General features: G+C 66.8%; 17 protein-coding genes. 1 reads left to right on the top strand and 16 read right to left on the bottom strand.

Annotation, left to right across the window (positions count from 1 at the left end; translation table 11 throughout):
- Positions 1–71: 71 nt before the first annotated feature.
- The 8 genes from nuoI to ndhC all read right to left on the bottom strand — a co-directional run bounded on the left by nuoI (position 72) and on the right by ndhC (position 9,178).
- The gene (gene nuoI / locus ACIGKL_RS16800; protein WP_021444219.1) at positions 72–620 is read right to left on the bottom strand and encodes an NADH-quinone oxidoreductase subunit NuoI; all 549 of its coding nucleotides are present in this window, start codon (positions 618–620) and stop codon (positions 72–74) included.
- Positions 621–630: 10 nt separating this feature from the next.
- On the bottom strand, positions 631–1,611 hold the full coding sequence (gene nuoH / locus ACIGKL_RS16795; RefSeq protein ID WP_397487619.1) for an NADH-quinone oxidoreductase subunit NuoH: 981 nt from the start codon (positions 1,609–1,611) through the stop codon (positions 631–633).
- Positions 1,608–4,319 carry an NADH-quinone oxidoreductase subunit NuoG gene (gene nuoG / locus ACIGKL_RS16790; protein ID WP_397487618.1) on the bottom strand — a complete coding sequence of 904 codons (2,712 nt, stop codon included), beginning with the start codon at positions 4,317–4,319 and terminating at the stop codon, positions 1,608–1,610. The genes nuoH and nuoG overlap by 4 nt, the downstream gene beginning before the upstream one ends.
- A 155-nt stretch (positions 4,320–4,474) precedes the next feature.
- A complete protein-coding gene (nuoF, locus tag ACIGKL_RS16785; protein WP_397487617.1) occupies positions 4,475–5,809 on the bottom strand; it encodes an NADH-quinone oxidoreductase subunit NuoF in 1,335 nt (444 codons plus the stop codon).
- Complete coding sequence (gene nuoE / locus ACIGKL_RS16780) at positions 5,806–6,306, bottom strand: NADH-quinone oxidoreductase subunit NuoE (RefSeq protein ID WP_397487616.1); 501 nt, start codon at positions 6,304–6,306, stop codon at positions 5,806–5,808. Before nuoE ends, nuoF begins: the two co-directional genes overlap by 4 nt.
- Before the next feature lie 4 nt (positions 6,307–6,310).
- Positions 6,311–8,089 carry an NADH-quinone oxidoreductase subunit C/D gene (gene nuoC, locus ACIGKL_RS16775; protein WP_397487615.1) on the bottom strand — a complete coding sequence of 593 codons (1,779 nt, stop codon included), beginning with the start codon at positions 8,087–8,089 and terminating at the stop codon, positions 6,311–6,313.
- Positions 8,089–8,763, bottom strand: a complete 675-nt coding sequence (locus tag ACIGKL_RS16770; protein ID WP_397487614.1) for a NuoB/complex I 20 kDa subunit family protein — start codon at positions 8,761–8,763, stop codon at positions 8,089–8,091. The genes nuoC and ACIGKL_RS16770 overlap by 1 nt, the downstream gene beginning before the upstream one ends.
- A 10-nt stretch (positions 8,764–8,773) precedes the next feature.
- Positions 8,774–9,178 (bottom strand): NADH-quinone oxidoreductase subunit A, encoded by a 405-nt coding sequence (gene ndhC / locus ACIGKL_RS16765; protein ID WP_397487613.1) that lies wholly within the window; start codon positions 9,176–9,178, stop codon positions 8,774–8,776.
- Positions 9,179–10,094: 916 nt separating this feature from the next.
- Between ndhC and ACIGKL_RS16760 the strand changes: the two genes are divergently transcribed.
- Positions 10,095–10,406, top strand: a complete 312-nt coding sequence (locus ACIGKL_RS16760) for a DUF2834 domain-containing protein (protein ID WP_397487612.1) — start codon at positions 10,095–10,097, stop codon at positions 10,404–10,406.
- Between the two features lie 2 nt (positions 10,407–10,408).
- Here the strand turns inward: ACIGKL_RS16760 and ACIGKL_RS16755 are convergent, their stop codons facing one another.
- The 8 genes from ACIGKL_RS16755 to ACIGKL_RS16720 form a co-directional block, all read right to left on the bottom strand.
- Entirely contained in the window at positions 10,409–10,783 is a 375-nt protein-coding gene (locus ACIGKL_RS16755) for a hypothetical protein (protein ID WP_397487611.1), read from the bottom strand.
- Positions 10,784–10,802: 19 nt separating this feature from the next.
- Positions 10,803–11,216: a hypothetical protein gene (locus ACIGKL_RS16750; RefSeq protein ID WP_397487610.1), complete on the bottom strand. Its 414-nt coding sequence runs from the start codon at positions 11,214–11,216 to the stop codon at positions 10,803–10,805.
- A 114-nt stretch (positions 11,217–11,330) separates the two neighbouring features.
- Positions 11,331–13,334: a PhoX family protein gene (locus tag ACIGKL_RS16745; RefSeq protein WP_397487609.1), complete on the bottom strand. Its 2,004-nt coding sequence runs from the start codon at positions 13,332–13,334 to the stop codon at positions 11,331–11,333.
- A gap of 283 nt (positions 13,335–13,617) precedes the next feature.
- Complete coding sequence (locus ACIGKL_RS16740) at positions 13,618–15,213, bottom strand: isocitrate lyase (protein WP_397487608.1); 1,596 nt, start codon at positions 15,211–15,213, stop codon at positions 13,618–13,620.
- A gap of 558 nt (positions 15,214–15,771) precedes the next feature.
- Positions 15,772–16,581: a secretin N-terminal domain-containing protein gene (locus ACIGKL_RS16735; RefSeq protein WP_397487607.1), complete on the bottom strand. Its 810-nt coding sequence runs from the start codon at positions 16,579–16,581 to the stop codon at positions 15,772–15,774.
- On the bottom strand, positions 16,578–17,219 hold the full coding sequence (locus tag ACIGKL_RS16730; protein ID WP_397487606.1) for a histone acetyltransferase HPA2: 642 nt from the start codon (positions 17,217–17,219) through the stop codon (positions 16,578–16,580). The genes ACIGKL_RS16735 and ACIGKL_RS16730 overlap by 4 nt, the downstream gene beginning before the upstream one ends.
- Positions 17,220–17,227: 8 nt before the next feature.
- Positions 17,228–17,653 carry a GNAT family N-acetyltransferase gene (locus ACIGKL_RS16725; protein WP_397487605.1) on the bottom strand — a complete coding sequence of 142 codons (426 nt, stop codon included), beginning with the start codon at positions 17,651–17,653 and terminating at the stop codon, positions 17,228–17,230.
- Positions 17,646–18,812 carry a JmjC domain-containing protein gene (locus ACIGKL_RS16720; RefSeq protein ID WP_397487604.1) on the bottom strand — a complete coding sequence of 389 codons (1,167 nt, stop codon included), beginning with the start codon at positions 18,810–18,812 and terminating at the stop codon, positions 17,646–17,648. The genes ACIGKL_RS16725 and ACIGKL_RS16720 overlap by 8 nt, the downstream gene beginning before the upstream one ends.
- Positions 18,813–18,871: the final 59 nt, after the last annotated feature.

The raw sequence follows: 18,871 nt of genomic DNA, 5'->3' as shown, positions 1-18,871 counted from the left end.
AATGTTGGCAGGATCCTGCGTGGTAACCCCTCCGGGGAGCCTCATGGAGCCTATCGACGCGAATGTTCTCGTCATGGCAACAACCCCTTCACATTGACCGGCTCGGCCTCGTTCAGCGCCGCGCCCTTGGGTTTGCCGGCGATGGCCAGGCCGGCCACCCGGTAGAAGTTGTAGTCCGGGTACTTGCCGGGGCCGGCGATCAGCAGGTCGTCCTTCTCGTACACCAGCTGCTGGCGGTCGAACTCGCACATCTCGAAGTCCGGGGTGAGCTGGATCGCGGTGGTCGGGCAGGCCTCCTCGCACAGGCCGCAGAAGATGCAGCGCGAGAAGTTGATACGGAAGAACTCCGGGTACCAGCGGCCGTCGGCGCTCTCGGCCTTCTGCAGCGAGATGCAGGCCACCGGGCAGGCCACCGCGCAGAGGTTGCAGGCCACGCAGCGCTCCTCGCCGTCGGGGTCGCGGGTCAGCACGATGCGCCCGCGGTAGCGCGGCGGCAGGTACACCGGCTCCTCCGGGTACTGCAGGGTGTCGCGCTTGCGAAAGGCGTGGGCGAAGATCATCGCCAGGCTGCGCAGTTGGGTGTAGGTGCCGTGCAGGATGTGGCCGATGGCGCGGAACATAGCAACCTCCCTAGGCCGCCGCGACCAGCACCAGGGCGCCGGTCACCAGCAGGTTGAGCAGGGTCAGCGGCAGGCACACCAGCCAGCTGAAGTTCATCACCTGGTCGTAGCGCGGCCGCGGTATGGACGCGCGCAGCAGGATGAACAGCATGATGAAGAACGCCGTCTTCAGCGCGAACCAGACGAAGGGCGGCAGCAGCGGGCCGTGCCAGCCGCCGAAGAACAGCGTTACCAGCAGCGCCGAGACCAGCACGATGCCGATGTACTCGCCGACGAAGAACATCCCCCATTTCATCCCGGCGTACTCGATGTGGTAGCCGTCGGCCAGTTCCTGTTCCGCCTCCGGCTGGTCGAACGGATGACGATGGGTGACCGCCACGCCGGCGATGAAGAAGGTGCAGAAGCCGAGGAACTGCGGAACGATGAACCACAGGTGCTGGTGCTGGTAGTCGACTATCTCGCGCAGGTTGAAGGTGCCGGCCTGGGCCACCACGCCCATCAGCGCCAGACCCATGAACACCTCGTAGGACACTGTCTGCGCCGAGGCGCGCAGGCTGCCGAGCAGGGCGAACTTGTTGGCGCTGGACCAGCCGGCGAACAGCACCGCATAGACCGCCAGGCCGGCCATGGCGAAGAAGAACAGCAGGCCGATATTCAGGTCGGCGATGCCCCAGGTGGGGGTGATCGGCACCACGGCGAAGGCGATCAGCAGCGCGCTGAGGGCGACTATGGGCGCCAGGGTGAAGATCAGGCGGTCGGCGAACGGCGGCGTCCAGTCCTCCTTGAAGAACATCTTGATCATGTCCGCACCGAGCTGGAAGGCACCGAACGGGCCGACCCGGTTGGGCCCGTAGCGATCCTGCCAGAGCCCCAGCAGACGCCGCTCCACCCAGCTGAGCAGGGCGCCGCAGAGCACCACGACGACCAGGATGAGCAGCGCCTTGAGCACGGCGACGAGGATCGTCAGCACGTCGGGGCCGAACCCGTTCATGACCGCACCTCCTCGATACGTTCGGCGAACAGTCCGGCCAGCACCGCCGGCAGCCCGGCGATGCCGTGGGGCAGGGCGAGCAGGCCGGGGGCCAACTGATCGCTCAGCTGCAGCGGCAGCTCGAACGACTCACCGGCGATCTGCAGGCGCACCCGCGCGCCGTCGGCCAGGCCCAGGCGTAGGCCGTCGGCGCGGGCCAGGGTGGCGCAGGGCGGCGCCATGCGCGCCTGGATCGGTGCGGCCAGGGCGCTGGTTTCCTCGCTGCCGAACAACTGCTGGCGGGCCACCAGCTGCCAGCAGCCGGGTTCGGCGACGAAGGCCGGCGGAATGTCGTGGCACCAGTCCAGGCGCGCGCCGGAGGGCTCCAGCAGGCGCACGCCGGGATCGCCGGCGCGCAGGTGGCCGCCCACCTCGTCCTGAAACTTGTTCCAGGCCTGCGGCGAGTTCCAGCCCGGCGCCCAGACGAACGCAACCTGCTGGCGCGGCTCGGCGCTGCCGGCGTAGCCCTCCATGGAGAAGGCGAAGGCGCTGTCGATGTCCTGCGGCGCGCGCGGTTCGTGCACGCTCTGGTTGGCGCGCATGGCGGTGCGGCCGCTGTAGCGGTGCGGCTCGCGCGCCAACTTGAGGCCCTTGATGCGAAACGCCGCCGAGGGCGCCGCCTCGACTATGCCGGCCAGCGCCGGAATCGCCTCGGCGCAGGCGGCGGTGACCTGATCCAGCTGGGTCCAGTCCAGCGCGCGCCCTTCGCGAGTGCAGTGCAGCGCGTGCAGCCAGCGCCAGCTCTCGTGGATCAGGCAGTCTGGGTCGTAGTAGCTCGGCTCGAACACCTGGAAGAAGCGCTGGGCGCGGCCCTCCTGGTTGACCAGGGTGCCGTCGCCCTCGGCGAAGCTGGCTGCCGGCAGCAGCAGGTCGGCGCAGGCGGCGGTGGCGCCGTGCTGGTGATCGAGCACCAGCAGGCTGTCGGCCGCGTGCAGCGCGGCCTCGACCACGGCATGGTTGGCGCGGCGGTACAGGTCGTTCTCCAGCACCACGGCGGCCTCGGCCTTGCCGTCGATCAGCGCGTGCAGGGCGGCGTCGGCCGAGTCGCCGCCGAGCAGGGCCAGCCCCAGGCTGTTGGCCTCGCCCAGCACCAGGCCGATGCGCGCGTGCTTGCCCTGTTCGTGCAGGGCCTTGGCGATGCTGGCGACGGCCTGCAACAGCGCCGGCTGGCCCAGCGAGGTGCCGGCGATCAGCAGCGGGCGATCGGCGGCCAGCAGGTCGGCGGCGATGCGCTCGGCGTACCGGCGGCTGGCCTCGTCCAGCTCGGGCACCGCCGGCGCTTCGGCATCCAGGGCGTGGGCCACGGCGAAACCGAGGCGGGCGATGTCGGCCGGAGCGCCGTGCCAGGGCAGGGCCACGTCGTCGAGGCGGGTGGCGTCCGGCGTGGCGCTGTGCAGCGGATAGCGCTCATGCTGGCCGATGGTCTTGACCGCGGCGTCGAGCCAGGGCTGCACCTGCAGCGCCTCGGCCATCCGCACGGCCTTGCCCTTGACCATCTGGCGCAGCGCCAGGGCCATGCGCGCGGCGCTCTGGGTCAGGTCCTCGCCGAGCACCAGGGCGGCGTCGCAGCCTTCCATCTCGCGCAGGCTGGCGCTGGGCAGCGGGCCGTGCTGCAGCAGCTGTACGGCCAGGTGCAGGCAGTGCAGCTCGCCGGCGGCGATGCCGCTGTAGAAGTGCTCCGCGCCGACCAGCTGGCGCAGGGCGAAGTTGCTCTCCAGGCTGGCGCGCGGCGAGCCGATGCCGATTACCCGCTTGCCGGCCAGCAGCGCCGCGGCGCGGTCCAGTCCGGCGTCCAGGTCGAGCTGGGTGCCGTCGGCCAGCTGCGGTCGCCGTGGGCGGTCGGCGCGGTTGACGTGGCCATAGCCGAAGCGGCCGCGGTCGCAGAGGAAGTAGTGGTTGATCGCGCCGTGGTAGCGGTTCTCGATGCGGCGGATCTCGCCGTAGCGCTCGCCGGGGCTGATGTTGCAGCCCAGCGAGCAGCCGTGGCAGATGCTCGGGGCGAACTGCATGTCCCATTTGCGGTTGTAGCGCGCCGAATGGGTCTTGTCGGTGAACACCCCGGTCGGGCAGACCTCGGTGAGGTTGCCGGAGAACTCGCTGTCCAGGGTGCCGTCCTCGACGCGGCCGAAGTAGAGGTTGGCGTGGGCGCCGTACACGCCCAGGTCGCTGCCGCCGGCGTAGTCCTTGTAGTAGCGCACGCAGCGGTAGCAGGCGATGCAGCGGTTCATCTCGTGACCGATGCAGGGGCCCAGGTCCTGGTTGAGGTGGGTGCGTTTGCTGAAGCGGTAGCGCCGGCGACTGTGGCCGGTCATCACGGTCATGTCCTGCAGGTGGCAGTGGCCGCCTTCCTCGCACACCGGGCAATCGTGCGGGTGGTTGGTCATCAGCCACTCGACCACGCTCTCGCGGAACTGGCGCGCTTCTTCGTCTTCGATGGATATCCAGGGCGCGCTGCCGGCCGGGGTCATGCAGGCCATCACCAGACGGCCGCGCTGGTCGTTCTCGTCGGCGAACTGCTTGACCGCGCACTGGCGGCAGGCGCCGACGCTGCCGAGCGCCGGGTGCCAGCAGAAGTAGGGGATGTCCAGGCCGAGCGACAGGCAGGCCTGGAGCAGGTTGTCCGCCCCGTCGACCTCGTATGCCTTGCCGTCTATATGGATGGTGGCCATCTGATCCTGCCTCGTTGCCTGTCTTGTAGGAGCGCCGTAGGGTGGATCACGCTTCATCGATCCACCACCAAGGCACCGTAATGGTGGATGAAAAGAGCGTCATCCACCCTACGCCTCACCCCAACCCGCTCCCCAGAGGGGAGAGGGAGCCGTGTTTATCCAACGCTCAGCGCCTGCGGCTGCTGCGCCATTCCCGCCTCGAACTCGTCGCGAAAATACTGCAGGGCACTGGCCAGCGGCTCCACCGCCCCGGGGGCATGGGCGCAGAAGGTCTTGCCCGGACCGAGGAAGCGGCACAGCTGCTCCAGCGTCTCGATATCGCCCGCCTGGCCTTCACCGCGCTCCAGCGCGCGCAACAGCTTGACGCTCCACGGCAGGCCGTCGCGGCAGGGGGTGCAGAAGCCGCAGGACTCGCGGGCGAAGAATTCCTCCATGTTGCGCAGCAGGCCGACCATGCTTACCGAGTCGTCCACCGCCAGCGCCAGGCCGGTGCCCAGGCGTGTGCCGACCTTGGCGATGCCGGCGCCGTGCAGCGGCGCGTCCAGGTGCTCGGGCAGCAGGAAGCCGGTGCCGGCGCCGCCCGGCTGCCAGCACTTGAGGCGATGGCCCGGGCGCATGCCGCCGGCGTGCTCCTCGAACAGTTCGCGCGCCTCGATGCCGAACGGCAACTCCCACAGGCCGGGGCGCTTGACCTTGCCGGAGAAACCGAACAGCTTGCTGCCCATGTCCTCGCTGCCGGGGCGGGCCAGGGCGCGGTACCAGTCGACGCCGTGCTCGATGATCGCCGGCACGTTGCACAGGGTCTCGACGTTGTTGACGCAGGTCGGCTTGCCCCACACGCCCACGCTGGCGGGGAACGGCGGCTTGGCCCGCGGGTTGGCGCGGCGGCCCTCCAGCGAGTTGATCAGCGCGGTTTCCTCGCCGCAGATGTAGCGCCCGGCGCCGGTATGCACGAAGAGTTCGAGGTCGAAGCCGCTGCCCTGGATATTGCGCCCGAGCAGGCCGGCGGCCTCGGCCTCGGCGATGGCGCGGCGCAGGTGGCGGGCGCACTCGACGTATTCGCCGCGCAGGAAGATGTAGCCGCGCCCGGCCTTCAGCGCGCGGGCGGCGATCAGCATGCCTTCGAGCAGCAGGTGCGGCAGCTGCTCCATCAGCAGGCGGTCCTTCCAGGTGTTGGGCTCCATCTCGTCGGCGTTGCACAGTAGGTAGCGCACCTTCAGCGATTCGTCGGCCGGCATCAGCCCCCATTTCACCCCGGTGGGAAAGCCGGCGCCGCCGCGGCCCTTGAGCCCGGCGTCCTTGACCTGCTGGACGATGTCCGCAGGCGCTAGCTCTGCCAGCGCGCGGCGGGCCGCCTGGTAGCCGCCCTTGGCGCGATACTCCTCCAGCCATACCGGCTCGCCGTCGTCGCGCAGGCGCCAGGTCAGCGGATGGCTCTCGGCCGGGCGCGCGACCTGGTTGGCCGGGGCGAAGGAGGGCAGGCGGCTCATTGGAAGGCCTCCAGCAGGGCGTCGAGGCGCTGCGGGTCCACTTCGCCGAAGGTCTGCTCGTCGATCATCAGCGTCGGTGCCTTGTCGCAATTGCCCAGGCAGCACACCGGCAGCAGGGTGAAGCGGCCGTCGTCGCTGGTCTGGCCCGGCGCCAGGCCGTGGCGCCGGGCCAGGTGGGCCAGCAGCGCCTCGTGGCCGGCGATGTAGCAGGTCATGCTGTCGCACACGCGGATAAGGTGGCGGCCGACCGGCTGGCGAAAGATCTGGCTATAGAAGGTGGCGACGCCCTCGACGTCGCTGGCGGGAATGCCGAGCAGCTCGCCGATGGCGGCGATGGCGCCGTCCGGCACCCAGCCGCGTTGCTGCTGGACGATCTTCAGCGCCTCGATCGAGGCCGCGCGCGGGTCTTCGTAGTGCTCGCGTTCGTGCTCGATGGCCGCCTGTTCGGCGGCGCTGAGGGCGAAGCGGTCGGTCTGGATCAGGTCAGTCTGGCTCATGTGATTAGCGATCCACGTCGGCCATAACGAAATCGATACTGCCCAGGTAGGCGATCAGGTCCGCCACCAGGCTGCCCCTGATCACCGCCGGTATCTGCTGCAGATGGGCGAAGCTCGGGGTGCGGATACGCGTGCGGTAGCTCATGGTGCTGCCGTCGCTGGTTAAGTAATAGCTGTTGATGCCCTTGGTTGCCTCGATCATCTGCAGGCTCTCGCCGGCGGGCATCACCGGCCCCCAGGACACCTGGAGGAAGTGGGTGATCAGCGTCTCGATATGCTGCAGCGTGCATTCCTTGGGCGGCGGCGTGGTCAGCGGGTGGTCGGCCTTGTAGGGGCCGGCGGGCATGTTGTGCAGGCACTGCTCGATGATGCGCAGGCTCTGGCGCATCTCCTCGACGCGGATGATGCAGCGATCAAAGGCGTCGCCGTTGGCGGTCAGTGGCACCTCGAAGTCGAAGCGCTCGTAGCCGGAGTAGGGGCGCGCCTTGCGCAGGTCGAAGTCCAGGCCGGTGGCGCGTAGACCCGAGCCGGTGACGCCCCAGTCCAGTGCCTGGCGGCTGTCGTAGGCGGCCACGCCGATGGTGCGCCCGCGCAGGATGCTGTTGTCCAGCGCGGCCTTCTGGTATTCGTCGAGGCGCCGCGGCAGCCAGTCGACGAACTCGCGCACCAGCTTGTCCCAGCCGCGCGGCAGGTCGTGGGCGACGCCGCCGATGCGATACCAGGCCGGGTGCATGCGAAAACCGGTGATGGCCTCGATCACCTGGTAGGCACGCTGGCGGTCGCTGAAGGTGAAAAACACCGGGGTCATGGCGCCGACATCCTGGATGTAGGTGCCGAGAAACAGCAGGTGACTGTTGATGCGGAAGAACTCGGCGAGCATCACGCGGATCGTCTCGACCCGCTCCGGCACGCGGATGCCGGCCAGCTTCTCCACTGCCAGCACGTAGGGCAGGTTGTTCATCACCCCGCCGAGGTAGTCGATGCGGTCGGTATAGGGGATAAAGCTGTGCCAGCTCTGCCGTTCGGCCATCTTCTCGGCGCCGCGGTGGTGGTAGCCGATCTCCGGCACGCAGTCGACGATCTCCTCGCCGTCCAGTTGCAGGATGATGCGGAAGGCGCCGTGGGCCGAGGGGTGGTTGGGGCCGAGGTTGAGGAACATGAAGTCCTCGTGGGCGCCGTGGCGCTGCATGCCCCAGTCCTCGGGGTTGAAGCGCAGTGCCTCCTGTTCCAGATCCTGCTTGGCCGCATCCAGGCTGAAAGGATCGAACTCGGTGGCGCGCGCCGGGTAGTCCTTGCGCAGCGGGTGGCCCTGCCAGGTCGGCGGCATCAGCAGGCGGGTCAGGTGTGGGTGGCCGTCGAAGCGGATGCCGAACATGTCCCACACCTCGCGCTCGTACCAGTTGGCGTTGGGCCAGATGGCGGTGGCGCTGGGCAGGCTGAGGTCGTCTTCGGCGAGGGCGACCTTGAGCAGCACGTCGCTGTTTCGCTCGATCGACAGCAGGTGGTAGAACACGCTGAAGTCCGCCGCCGGCAGACCCTCGCGCTTGGTGCGCAGGCGCTCGTCCGTGGCGTGCAGGTCGTACAGCATCACGTAGGGGCGCGGCAGCTGGCGCAGGGCGCGCAACACCGCCAGCAACTGCTCGCGGGCGAGCCAGAGCACCGGCATGCCGGTGCGGGTCGCCTGCACCACGAAGGCCTCGGCGCCGAACAGCGCCTGCAGCTCGGCGACCACGTCGTCGTGGCCGGCGGGTGAGGGGGCGAGGCGGGCGCTGCTAGTGGTCATCAGATCTCGTCCGGGCTGCGCAACTGGGTGACCTGGATGCGTTCGGCGCGGTTCTTCTCGCGCTGCGAGGGCATTTCGGCGCGGTATACGCCCTGGTCGCCGACCACCCAGGACAACGGCCGGCGCTCCTCGCCGATGGACTGCTGCAGCAGCATCAGCCCCTGCAGGAAGGCCTCGGGGCGTGGCGGGCAACCCGGCACGTAAACGTCCACCGGGAGGAACTTGTCGACGCCCTGGACCACCGAGTAGATGTCGTACATGCCGCCGGAGTTGGCGCACGAGCCCATGGAGATCACCCACTTGGGTTCGAGCATCTGCTCGTACAGGCGCTGGATGATCGGTGCCATCTTGATGAAGCAGGTGCCGGCCACCACCATGAAATCGGCCTGGCGCGGCGAGGCGCGGATCACCTCGGCGCCGAAGCGGGCGATGTCGTGCGGCGCGGTGAAGGCGGTGGTCATCTCCACGTAGCAGCACGACAGGCCGAAGTTGTAGGGCCACAGCGAGTTCTTGCGGCCCCAGTTGACCGTCTGGTGCAGCACCTGCTCGAGGCGGCCCATGAACACATTGCGGTGCACCTGACCGGCCAGCGGGTCGTCGAGCAGCTCGCGCTCGCCCATGGGGTAGCGGCTGCCGGGGGCTTCGGGATCGATGCGGGTTAGCTTGTATTGCATCGCGATGACCTCAGGGTTTGCGTGCGCCGAGGCGCCGGCGGCGTGCCTCGGGGGCCCAGTCCAGGGCGCCGACGCGCCACAGGTAGAGCAGCCCGGCGAGCAGGATGAGGATGAACACGGCGGCCTCGATCAGCCCTGCCCAGCCGCTTTCGCGCACGGCGATGGCCCAGGCGAAGAGGAACAGCGCCTCGACGTCGAAGATCACGAAGAGCATGGCCACCAGGTAGAACTTGGCGGAGAAGCGCAGCCGCGCGCTGCCGGTGGGCACGATGCCGGACTCGAAGGGTTCCTCCTTGCTGCGCCCCCAGGCCTTGCCACCGAGCAGGCTGGATACGCCGAGCATGAAGGCGCACAGGCCGCCCACCGCGAGGAGGAACACCGCCAGCGCCCAGTGCTGGGCGAACGCTTCGCTCATGCCTTACCCCCGTAGCTGAATATCGCTGCCGTGCGCCGGGTTGTCGCGGTGCCTTCGGGCTGCGGGCTGTCGCCTGCCCGAGGCTGTGCGTGCAAGGCCCGGCAGCCCCATGACGGCGAACCAACTTGGCGCACCCAAGTGATTTAAATGCTAGGCGCAGTTATCCAGTTGCGCCGGTATTAATTTTAATTTTGCCCAGGGGCCAGCATTGACGGGGCTCGCGAGGTGCAACTGATAATTGCTTGAAACGAATGCGATGAGAATAAGTTGCAACTTTCGTGTAGGCCTCAGTTGCACTGCGCCGGAGATTTAAATAGCGATGAATAATTAAAACTTGCGCAAATATCTCTAATCGATATGTCCGGGCTTTGTCGTCGACGACTCTCCTGGACTGGCGTGCATGAATCGCCGAGCCGGCGACGATCCAGGGTGATCGAGCAGAACCTGATGACGACGGGGTCTGCGTAGTTGCCGCTGCCTCGGCATGCCGACCCTCAAGAGAACCACAAGATTGGGCAGCCTGTATCCGGCGCTGTCGAGCCAACTGCCGGGCGAGCGCATGGGCCATACGCATTTCTGGCAGGACCTGAACTATTCGTCCTACTCCTACGAGCGCTTCTATTTCCCGCAATACCGCGGGGTCAACGAAAGCCACTGCACCAGCATCATCGAGTTCGTCAGCGCCGACATTACAGGAGCAGAACCCGCAGCTGGATCACTTCGTCGGCAGTGTGCCGGACGCCTCGGAAAGCAGCGATATGGCCGACCGCAACAAGCCGTTCAACCTGCTGTACTACCTGCTGGATCAGTTGCTCTGAGGCATGGGCAGTCGGATCCACGTCAGCCCGGAGCGCGTCTGGCTGGACGGCGTATCGGTCGAGCCACTACGCTCGACTGCTCATTCAAGGAAGAACCCATGCGCAAAGCCATGCTGCCCCTCGCCGTACTCGTCGTCTTTTCCGCCTACACCCTCTACGTCATGCTGCATGCCGAACAGTCGCTGCTGCAGTTCGGCCTGCAGCTGATGTCCAGCGCGGACACCGCTCAGGTGGTGATCGACCTCTATATCCTCGCGACGTTGGCCTGCGTGTGGCTCTATCGCGATGCGCGGGCGCGCGGCAAGTCGCTCGGCTACATGTTGCCGTTCTTCGCCCTGACGGCGCTGTTCGTGTCGGTGGGACCCTTGCTCTATCTGGTGTTGCGAGCGTTGGTCAGGGCGCCCGAGTAGCCTCACATCGAATTGATGTAATCGCGCATCTGTGCGGCCCGTTTGAAGAAGCCGGCGTCGAGCAGCAGCAGGCGGTCGTCGTGACGCCAGGCCACCGCCCATCCCTCCACCAGGTCGTCATTGCTGTCGATGTTGACGATGACGCGGTTCTGGCTGCGGCCGAGCTTGGTTTTGCCGCTGCCAGGGCAGTCGCGCTTGAGGAAGTGGCCGCTCCAGGTGACGCCACTGTCGCGCAATTCATGGCCAGCGTAGTAGGCGTGGCTGGTGTTGCGATCCAGCTTGCCCTTGTCGATCAGCCCTAGCATCTGCCCGAGGGTGTCGGCGAAACCACGGTGCTCCTGATCGTTGTCGTTGTACTTCAGGGTGGTCAATGGCATGGCATGGCTCCTGATGGGGTTACTGATAGCTGCGCTCGCGCGCCTCTTGCAGGCGCTGGCGCAGGTATTGATCGCGGCTGAGGCCGTCGGGGATGTCCTGCAGAGCCAGTAGGTCCTCGACTATGCGTTGCTCCTCGGCCTTGTAGCGTTCGAAGTGTGGGTCGCGGCGCTGTGCCAGACGCGCCTCGCGCTCGGCGCTGAGGGCCTGGTAGCGGCGCACCAGCGCCCGGACCAGCGGGGCGGCCAGCCATTGCAGCTGCTCGGCGCTGGCCGACTGGGTGCTCGCGGCGCTGGAGGGTTCGGCAGCGGTCGGGGTGGGTGGCACGGCAGCCGGGTCGAGTCGAACCGATGCGGGCGGACGCTGCCAGTACCAGGTCAGCGCCGCACTCGCGAGAACGAGACAGCAGCCGAGCAGCAGGGTGGTGCGGGGCATGGGCACTCCTTGCGCGAGTCGAATAGCGCTTTCAGCGTAGAAGCTGTCGCCGCGCTTTGCCCGTGCGCGAGCAAGGAGAGCGCCCTCTCAGTTGCATGAGAGGGCGCCGGGGTCTTACAGCAGCGGTTTGCCGTCTTCGCGGGTGACGATCACGGTGGCCGAGCGCGGGCGCCGGCCGGGGCCGTCCGGCCAGGTGCTGCGAAAATCGGTCGGGGTGGAGCCTTCGCCCGGGTGCTGTATGTTGACGAACAGCGTGCGGAAGTCTGGCGTGGCGGTGATGCCGGTGACTTCGCAGCCCACCGGGCCGACCAGGAAGCGCTTCATCTCGCCGGTGCTCGGTTCGGCCACCAGCATCTGGTTGTTGCCGAACGGGCCGCTGGCCAGCTGGCTGCCGCTCATGTCGGTCTGGATCCACAGCCGGCCACCCTCGTCGAACCACAGGCCGTCCGGGCTCGCCAGGCGGTTGTCGGCGCTCAGCGGCCTGCCGTTGGCATCGAGGCTGTCGCCTTCCGGGCCGGCCAACAGGAACAGGCTCCAGGCGAACTCGCGACCGGCGTAATCGCGGCTCAGTTCGCGCCAGCGAATGATATGGCCGTAGGGGTTGGCCGCGCGCGGGTTGGCCGCGTCGGCGACGGTGCGCGAGCTGTTGTTGGTGAGGGTGAAGTAGACCTCGCCGTTGTGCGGGTTGACCGCACCCCATTCCGGGCGGTCCATCTTGGTGGCGCCGGCGACGTCGGCGGCCAGGCGGGTATTGATGAGTACCTCGCCCTGGTCGGCGAAGCTGACCCCGGCGGCCTTGCAGGCGGCCTGGAAGGCCTTGTCCTTGATGTCCAGGGCCAGCCATTCGCCCTTGCCGTCGGCCTTGAAGCGCGCCACGTACAGGGTGCCCTCGTCGAGCAGGCTGCCGTCGCTGCGCCCGGGTATGTACTTGCCGCGGCTGACGAACTTGTAGATGTACTCGTTCTGCGAGTCGTCGCCGGAATAGCACACCACCGGACGGCCCGGCTTGACCGGGGCGAACACCAGGCCCTCGTGGGCGAAGCGACCCAGTGCGGTGCGCTTGATCGGGGCCGATTCCGGCGCGAAGGGATCGATCTCGACGATCCAGCCGAAATGGTTGGGCTCGTTGCGGTAGTCGCCGCTGGCGTCGGCGGCCAGGCGGGTGGCGTTGAAACGCTGGAATTCGTCGCCGGCCAGGTGATCCCAGCCGTAGCGGCTGGCGCTGCCGACGCCGTAGCGGCGCAGTTCGCGCGGACGTTCGGCGTCGCCGCTGGCGAAGTAGCCGGCCCAATTCTCCTCGCAGGTCAGGTAGGTTCCCCAAGGCGTGAAGCCGTTGGCGCAGTTGTTCAGGGTGCCGCGGGTGGCGGTGCCGTCTGGGCTGTAGCGGGTCTGGAGCAGGGCATGGCCGCACGCCGGGCCGCTGATCTGCATCGGCGTGGCGCCGGTGATGCGGCGGTTGCGGGCGCTGGGTAGCACTTCCCATTGGCCGCGCACGCGGCGCACTTCCACCACCGAGGCGCCATGGGCGTTGATTTCCTTGCGCACTTCGTCGGCGCTACTGCGCTTGCCGTTTACCAGGGTCGGGCCGTTGGGATGCAGCAGCGGCGCGTCGATGTATTCGTGGTTGACTACCAGCAGACCGTGGTCGCTCTTGCGACCGCCGCCGCGCTGGCCGTCGATGGGGAAGAAGTGCATGCCGTCGTGGTGCATGCCGATCTGCTCGGCCTGATCGGCGGCGCTGTTGCCGGCGTTGTCGAGAAAGGCCGGGAAGCTGCCACGGATCGGCGTGCCCCAGGGAATGAAGGTGGTGGCCTTGTAGCCGGGCGGCACGCTGATGCGGTCGGCGCGGGTCACCGCCACCGGGTTGAACGGCAGACGTTTGCCGCGTTTTTTCAGACGCTCGAGCAGCTCGTCGAGCGGGTTGCCGGCGGCCTCGACGCTGCCGGGCATGGCCACGCCGAGAAAGCCCATGACACCCAGCGCGGCGCCGCCGGCGAGCACCTGGCGACGGCTCAGGCCGGCTTCGATCAGGTCGTTGATATGGGGGTTGGCGGAGGCGTTGCTGAGCGGCTCGTCGCCATTGCCGAATAGCACGTCTTGCTCTTGTTCATTGCGCATGGAGGGCTCCTGAGGCTGATCGACGGAGCCATGACGCTAACCAAGCAAGACGACGGGAAAGTGACAGCGGCTGTGCGCTGTTGCACAAAACTGCGCGGTTGGGCTTTCCGTTGGGTGCGCTGTGCGCACCGAGGCCGCTGGAAACAGCTGGTGCGCATGGCGCACCCTACAAGAGCCGCGGAAAAAGTGCCGAAGGTGGGAGATGAAAAAAGCCCCGGCAGAGCCGGGGCGGATTAGGCAAACAGGCTGCTGCGGATGCGTGGTCCGCAGCAGGGAACCCTTCTTAGTGGAACTGGTTCATGGTGTTGTCTTTGCCGCTCGCCTTCAGAGCGGCTTCGCCAGCGAAGTACTCCTTGTGGTTGTCGCCGATGTCGGAGCCAGCCATGTTCTGGTGCTTGACGCAGGCGATACCCTGACGCAGTTCCTGACGCTGCACGCCCTTCACGTAGGCCAGCATGCCCTGGTCGGCGAAGTAGCCCTTGGCCAGGTTGTCGGTGGACAGTGCGGCAGTGTGGTAGGTCGGCAGGGTGATCAGGTGGTGGAAGATGCCGGCGTGGGCCGAACCGTCGCGCTGGAAGGTACGGATCTTCTCGTCGGCAACCTGGGCCAGTTCGGTCTCGTCGTACTCGACGCTCATCAGCTTGGCGCGGTCGTAGGCGGAAACGTCCTTGCCTTCGGCAACCATGGCGTCGAACACCTGCTGACGGAAGTTCAGGGTCCAGTTGAAGGACGGGCTGTTGTTGTAAACCAGCTTGGCGTTCGGGATGACTTCGCGGATGCGGTCAACCATGGCCTTGATCTGGCCAACGTGCGGCTTCTCGGTCTCGATCCACAGCAGGTCGGCGCCGTTCTGCAGGCTGGTGATGCAGTCCAGTACGCAGCGGTCTTCGCCAGTGCCAGCACGGAACTGGAACAGGTTGGAAGGCAGACGCTTCGGACGCAGCAGCTTGCCACCGCGGTTGATCACGACATCGCCGTTGCCCAGGTCGGAGGCGGCTACTTCTTCGCAATCGAGGAAGCTGTTGTACAGGTCGCCCAGGTCACCCGGCTCTTTGGTCACGGCGATCTGCTTGGTCAGGCCGGCGCCCAGGGAGTCGGTACGTGCGACGATCACGCCGTTGTCGATGCCCAGCTCGAGGAAGGCGTAGCGAACGGCAGCGATCTTGGCGAGGAAGTCGGCGTGCGGAACGGTCACTTTACCGTCCTGGTGGCCGCACTGCTTCTCGTCGGAAACCTGGTTCTCGATCTGGATGCAGCAGGCACCGGCTTCGATCATGCGCTTGGCCAGCAGGTAGGTGGCTTCCGGGTTACCGAAGCCAGCGTCGATGTCGGCGATGATCGGGACGATGTGGGTCTCGAAGTTGTCGATCTGGTTCTGGATTTCAGCTGCCTTGGCCTGATCGCCAGCTTCGCGAGCGGCGTCCAGCGCGGTGAACAGCAGGTCCAGTTCGCGGCTGTCGGCCTGACGCAGGAAGGTGTACAGCTCTTCGATCAGATCGGAAACGGCGGTCTTCTCGTGCATCGACTGGTCCGGCAGCGGGCCGAAGTCGGAGCGCAGGGCGGCAACCATCCAGCCGGACAGGTAGAGGTAGCGCTTGTTGGTGGTCTTCAGGTGCTTCTTGATCGAGATCAGCTTCTGCTGACCGATGAAGCCGTGCCAGCAGCCCAGCGACTGGGTGTAGACGGAGGAGTCGGCGTCGTACTCTTCCATGTCCTTGCGCATGATGTCAGCGGTGTACTGAGCGATTTCCAGACCGGTCTTGAAGCGGTTCTGAGCGCGCATACGGGCGACGGACTCGGGGTTGATAGCGCTCCAGCTGCTGCCGAACTTCTCTTTCAGAGCGGCTACAGCCTTGATGTCGTTTTGATATGCGGACATGGTCAATCCTTCAAAAAATGTGTTGGTTGAGCACCGACTACCCTCGCAATGCGTGCACGGATGCAGTGGCTGCGGGAGGCTTCCGCATGACGGCGAGAAAACGGCTGGGGCGAGGATTGACCGCGAGGAGGGGGGATGTGGCGAACAGTTCGATTAGCGTTGCTGGGCCGGCCGGCTCGTGGAAACCTTGGGCACCTGCTGCATCTTTCGATCTGTCTGACGCTAAACGCTTCCCCGTCCCTCAGGACAACTTCGTTCCAGTCGCAACCTCGTCGTACGGCCTTGTGGGCTGTTGGGACACGGATCGCTACGAAGTGCTTCGTTGGCGATCTGGAGATCCTTTTCAGGACCCCTGGCTAGCGGGAGCGAGGCCATCATGCCTCTCGGCCAAAGCTTCGTCAAACGTTTTGTAGTGGTTTTTTTAGACTACTACATATTCTCAAGACGACCGGCCGGTCATGGCGGAAACCCTCTGGTGCGGGCGTTTCCAGCGTTGCGCAGGATTGCGGGGGCTGTCCATTGGTCGAAAGCGGCGAAGGGCTGCGACTTTGGTCGGGGTCAGTCGAGGGCTTCGACCTTCAGGCGCAGGGTCATGTCTTCGCGGCCCTGGGTGGTGCGTCGCTGGAGGATGTCGCGGCTGCTGGAGGCGGTGTCTTCGTTGACCCCGCCGAGGGTGATCCATTCGCCGAGGCGGCCGCTGACCCGGGTGTCGGTGCTCTGCACGTCGATCACCCCGGGGCGGTGGGCGTTGAGGCGGTCGCGCTGGCTGCTGATGCTGACGTGCACCAGCTCGCCGGACAGGGTAGCGGTGACGTAGAAGCCGCGGGTCACGTCGCGGTACTGGGTGTCCTGGTAGACCTGGCCGTAGGGGCCGGTGCTGGTGGTGGTCAGCGGCACGCTCTGGCCGACCTGGATCAGCGCCGGATAGCCCTCGGTGGCCTGCACCTGCTGGGTGCCGCCGCCACGGCTGTCGGTGCTGCGGCGAATGATACGCACCTGGTCGCGACCCTTCACTTCGCCGCGGCCGACCTGCACCTCGGCATCGCCGGCGCTGAGGCTGCCGTCGACCCGGTAACCGCGGTCGCTCTGGTAGTTGCTGTCGCTGCTCTCCACGCTGATCAGCAGGCGTCGCGGGCGGGTGTCGAGCTGCTCCAGCAACTGGCGCACCTCGTCGATCTTGGCCGGCGAGGCGTTGACGATCAGCTGGTTGCCGTAGGGGCTGACCCGGCCCTCGTTGCCCAGCACCGACTGCACCACGCCGATCACCTCGTCGGCGGTGCGGTAGTTGAGCGGGATCACCTCGGTGGCCGCCTGCAGCGGCAGGCACAGGCCGAGCAGCAGGGCGGCGAGCAGGGCACGCAGGGTCATAGCAGGAAACTCCGCAGGTCGGGATCGCTGATGCTGGTATCCCAGGCCTGGTCGAACTGCGCCTGGCGCTGGCGCACCCGCGCCGGGTCGCGGTACAGGGCGTAGCCGGCCTGCTGGCCGAGCTCGGGGCGCAGCAGCAGGCCCTGGTCGTCGGCGATCAGGTAGGCCAGTTCTTCACTGGGATAATCCGGGTTGAGTTTGCGGATATGCAGGTTGGAGGACAAGCGCCGCGACAGGCCGAGCAGGCGATGCCCCTCCTTGACCGCGCGGGTCGGGTCGCGCACGAGGATGCGCAGGCGCGCGCGCGGACTGGCCAGGAGGAAGCGGGTGCAGGCCTGCTGCACGCTGCCGTGATGGTAGAGCCAGGGTTCCAGGTCGTCGCTGTACAGGCACAGGCTGCGCTGCGCCTGCTGGATCAGCGCCAGCACATGGGCACGCGCCTGCTGTGGCTGACTGAAGCGCTCCAGGCGCTCGTGAGCGCCGAGGACGAAGGGCGCCGGCTCCCATTGCGCGGCGTCCGCCGTCGCCGGCTCGGGGTTGTGCACGGCAAAACGCCCCGGCGATTCGAACTCGATAGCCGCGAGCTCGGCCGGCTGCGGGGTATCGCTCGTCTCGAGCGGGGCGTCTTGGTCGTCCATTGCAGCCTCTACTGGCGGGTGCGCACCATATCCACATGCGGGATGCCGGCGTCGAGGTACTCGCCGCTGACTATCTCGAAGCCTAGCCTTTCATAGAACGGCGTGGCGTGCACCTGGGCGCTGAGCATCTGCCGATCCAGGCCGCGTTGTTCGGCTTCGGCGATCACCGCCTGCATCAGCGCCTCGCCGACCTTGAGGCCGCGCCAGTCCTTGAGTACCGAGACGCGGCCGATATGGCCGTCCGGCAGTAGGCGGGCGGTGCCCACGGCGTAGTCGCCTTCCTCGGCGAGAAAGTGCACCGCCTCGGCGTCTTCGGCGTCCCATTCCAGTTCCGGCGGCACCGCCTGTTCGGCGACGAACACGCTTTCACGGATACGCCGCAGCTCGGCGTTGTCCTTGTGCCAGTCCGCGACGCGAACTCGGATCTCACTCATCGGCGAACCCCAGACTACCTTGCTTGACCAGTTCCCAGAGCAGGGTACGCCCCTCGTCGTCGGCCAGCCAGGCGCCAAGGTTATCGATATGTAACGCATCGGCGCTGCAGATCAGCTTGAGCAGCTCGCGCAGGCGCGCCGACACCAGGCGGCTCTGGCCGCTGGCGAACAGCACCAGATCCTCGCCGACTTCCGACCAGGCCATGCGCGCGCTGGGGTTGCGGATGATCACGGCGCCGTCTTCCAGGCTGCCGAGAAATTCCTCTTCGGCGATCTCGATGCCGGCGACCAGCTCCGGGTACTTGGGCTCGGTCATGAACTGGCCGAACCAGGTCATCAGCAGGCGCTCGTCGCTCATGTGCTCGTTGAGCAGGGCCTTGAGGCGCTCCAGGGCGTCGCGCTGGATCTGCGTCGGGTCCTCGCTCGGCTGGATGTCGGCGTCGCTGTAACGCTCCTCATCGGGGAGGAACTGGCCGAGAAAATCGGTGAAATGGGTCAGAACTTCGGCGGCGCTCGGCGCGCGGAAACCCACGGAATAAGTCATGCAATCGTCCTCGGCGGTGCCACAGTGGGCGAGGCGCGGCGGCAGGTAGAGCATGTCGCCGGGCGCCAGCACCCATTCATCGGTTGGTTCGAATTCGGCCAGGATCTTCAGATCGGCGTGGGGCAGCAGCGGGCTTTCGGAGTCGCACATCTGGCCGATCTGCCAGCGGCGATGACCGTAACCCTGCAGCAGGAATACGTCGTAGTTGTCGAAATGCGGGCCGACGCCGCCACCGGGGGCGGCGAAGCTGATCATCAGGTCGTCGATGCGCCACTTGGGCAGGAACTTGAAGTCCTCCAGCAGTTCGGCCACTTCCGGGACGAACTGGTCGACCGCCTGCACCAGCAGGGTCCAGTCGCGCTCGGGCAGGTTCTCGAAGCTGTCCTCGGCGAAGGGACCGCGTTGCAGTTCCCAGGGGCGTTCGCCGTGCTCGATCACCAGGCGCGACTCGACTTCTTCCTCCAGCGCCAGGCCGGCCAGCTCGTCCGGGCTGATCGGGCTCTCGAAGCCGGGCACGGCCTGGCGCACCAGCAGCGGTTTCTTCTGCCAGTAGTCGCGCAGGAATTCACGGGCTGTGAGGCCACCCAGCAATTGCAGCGGAGTATCAGGATTCATCAGTAAGCCCTTGAAATAGATAAAAACCTTAAAACAAAAACGCCCGGCTCAGCCGGGCG

This window comes from Pseudomonas sp. NPDC077186 (assembly GCF_044543505.1).
Taxonomy (GTDB): domain Bacteria; phylum Pseudomonadota; class Gammaproteobacteria; order Pseudomonadales; family Pseudomonadaceae; genus Aquipseudomonas.
The sequence above is the reverse complement of the archived record's forward strand: the minus strand, read 5'-3'. Positions and strand labels throughout refer to the sequence as shown.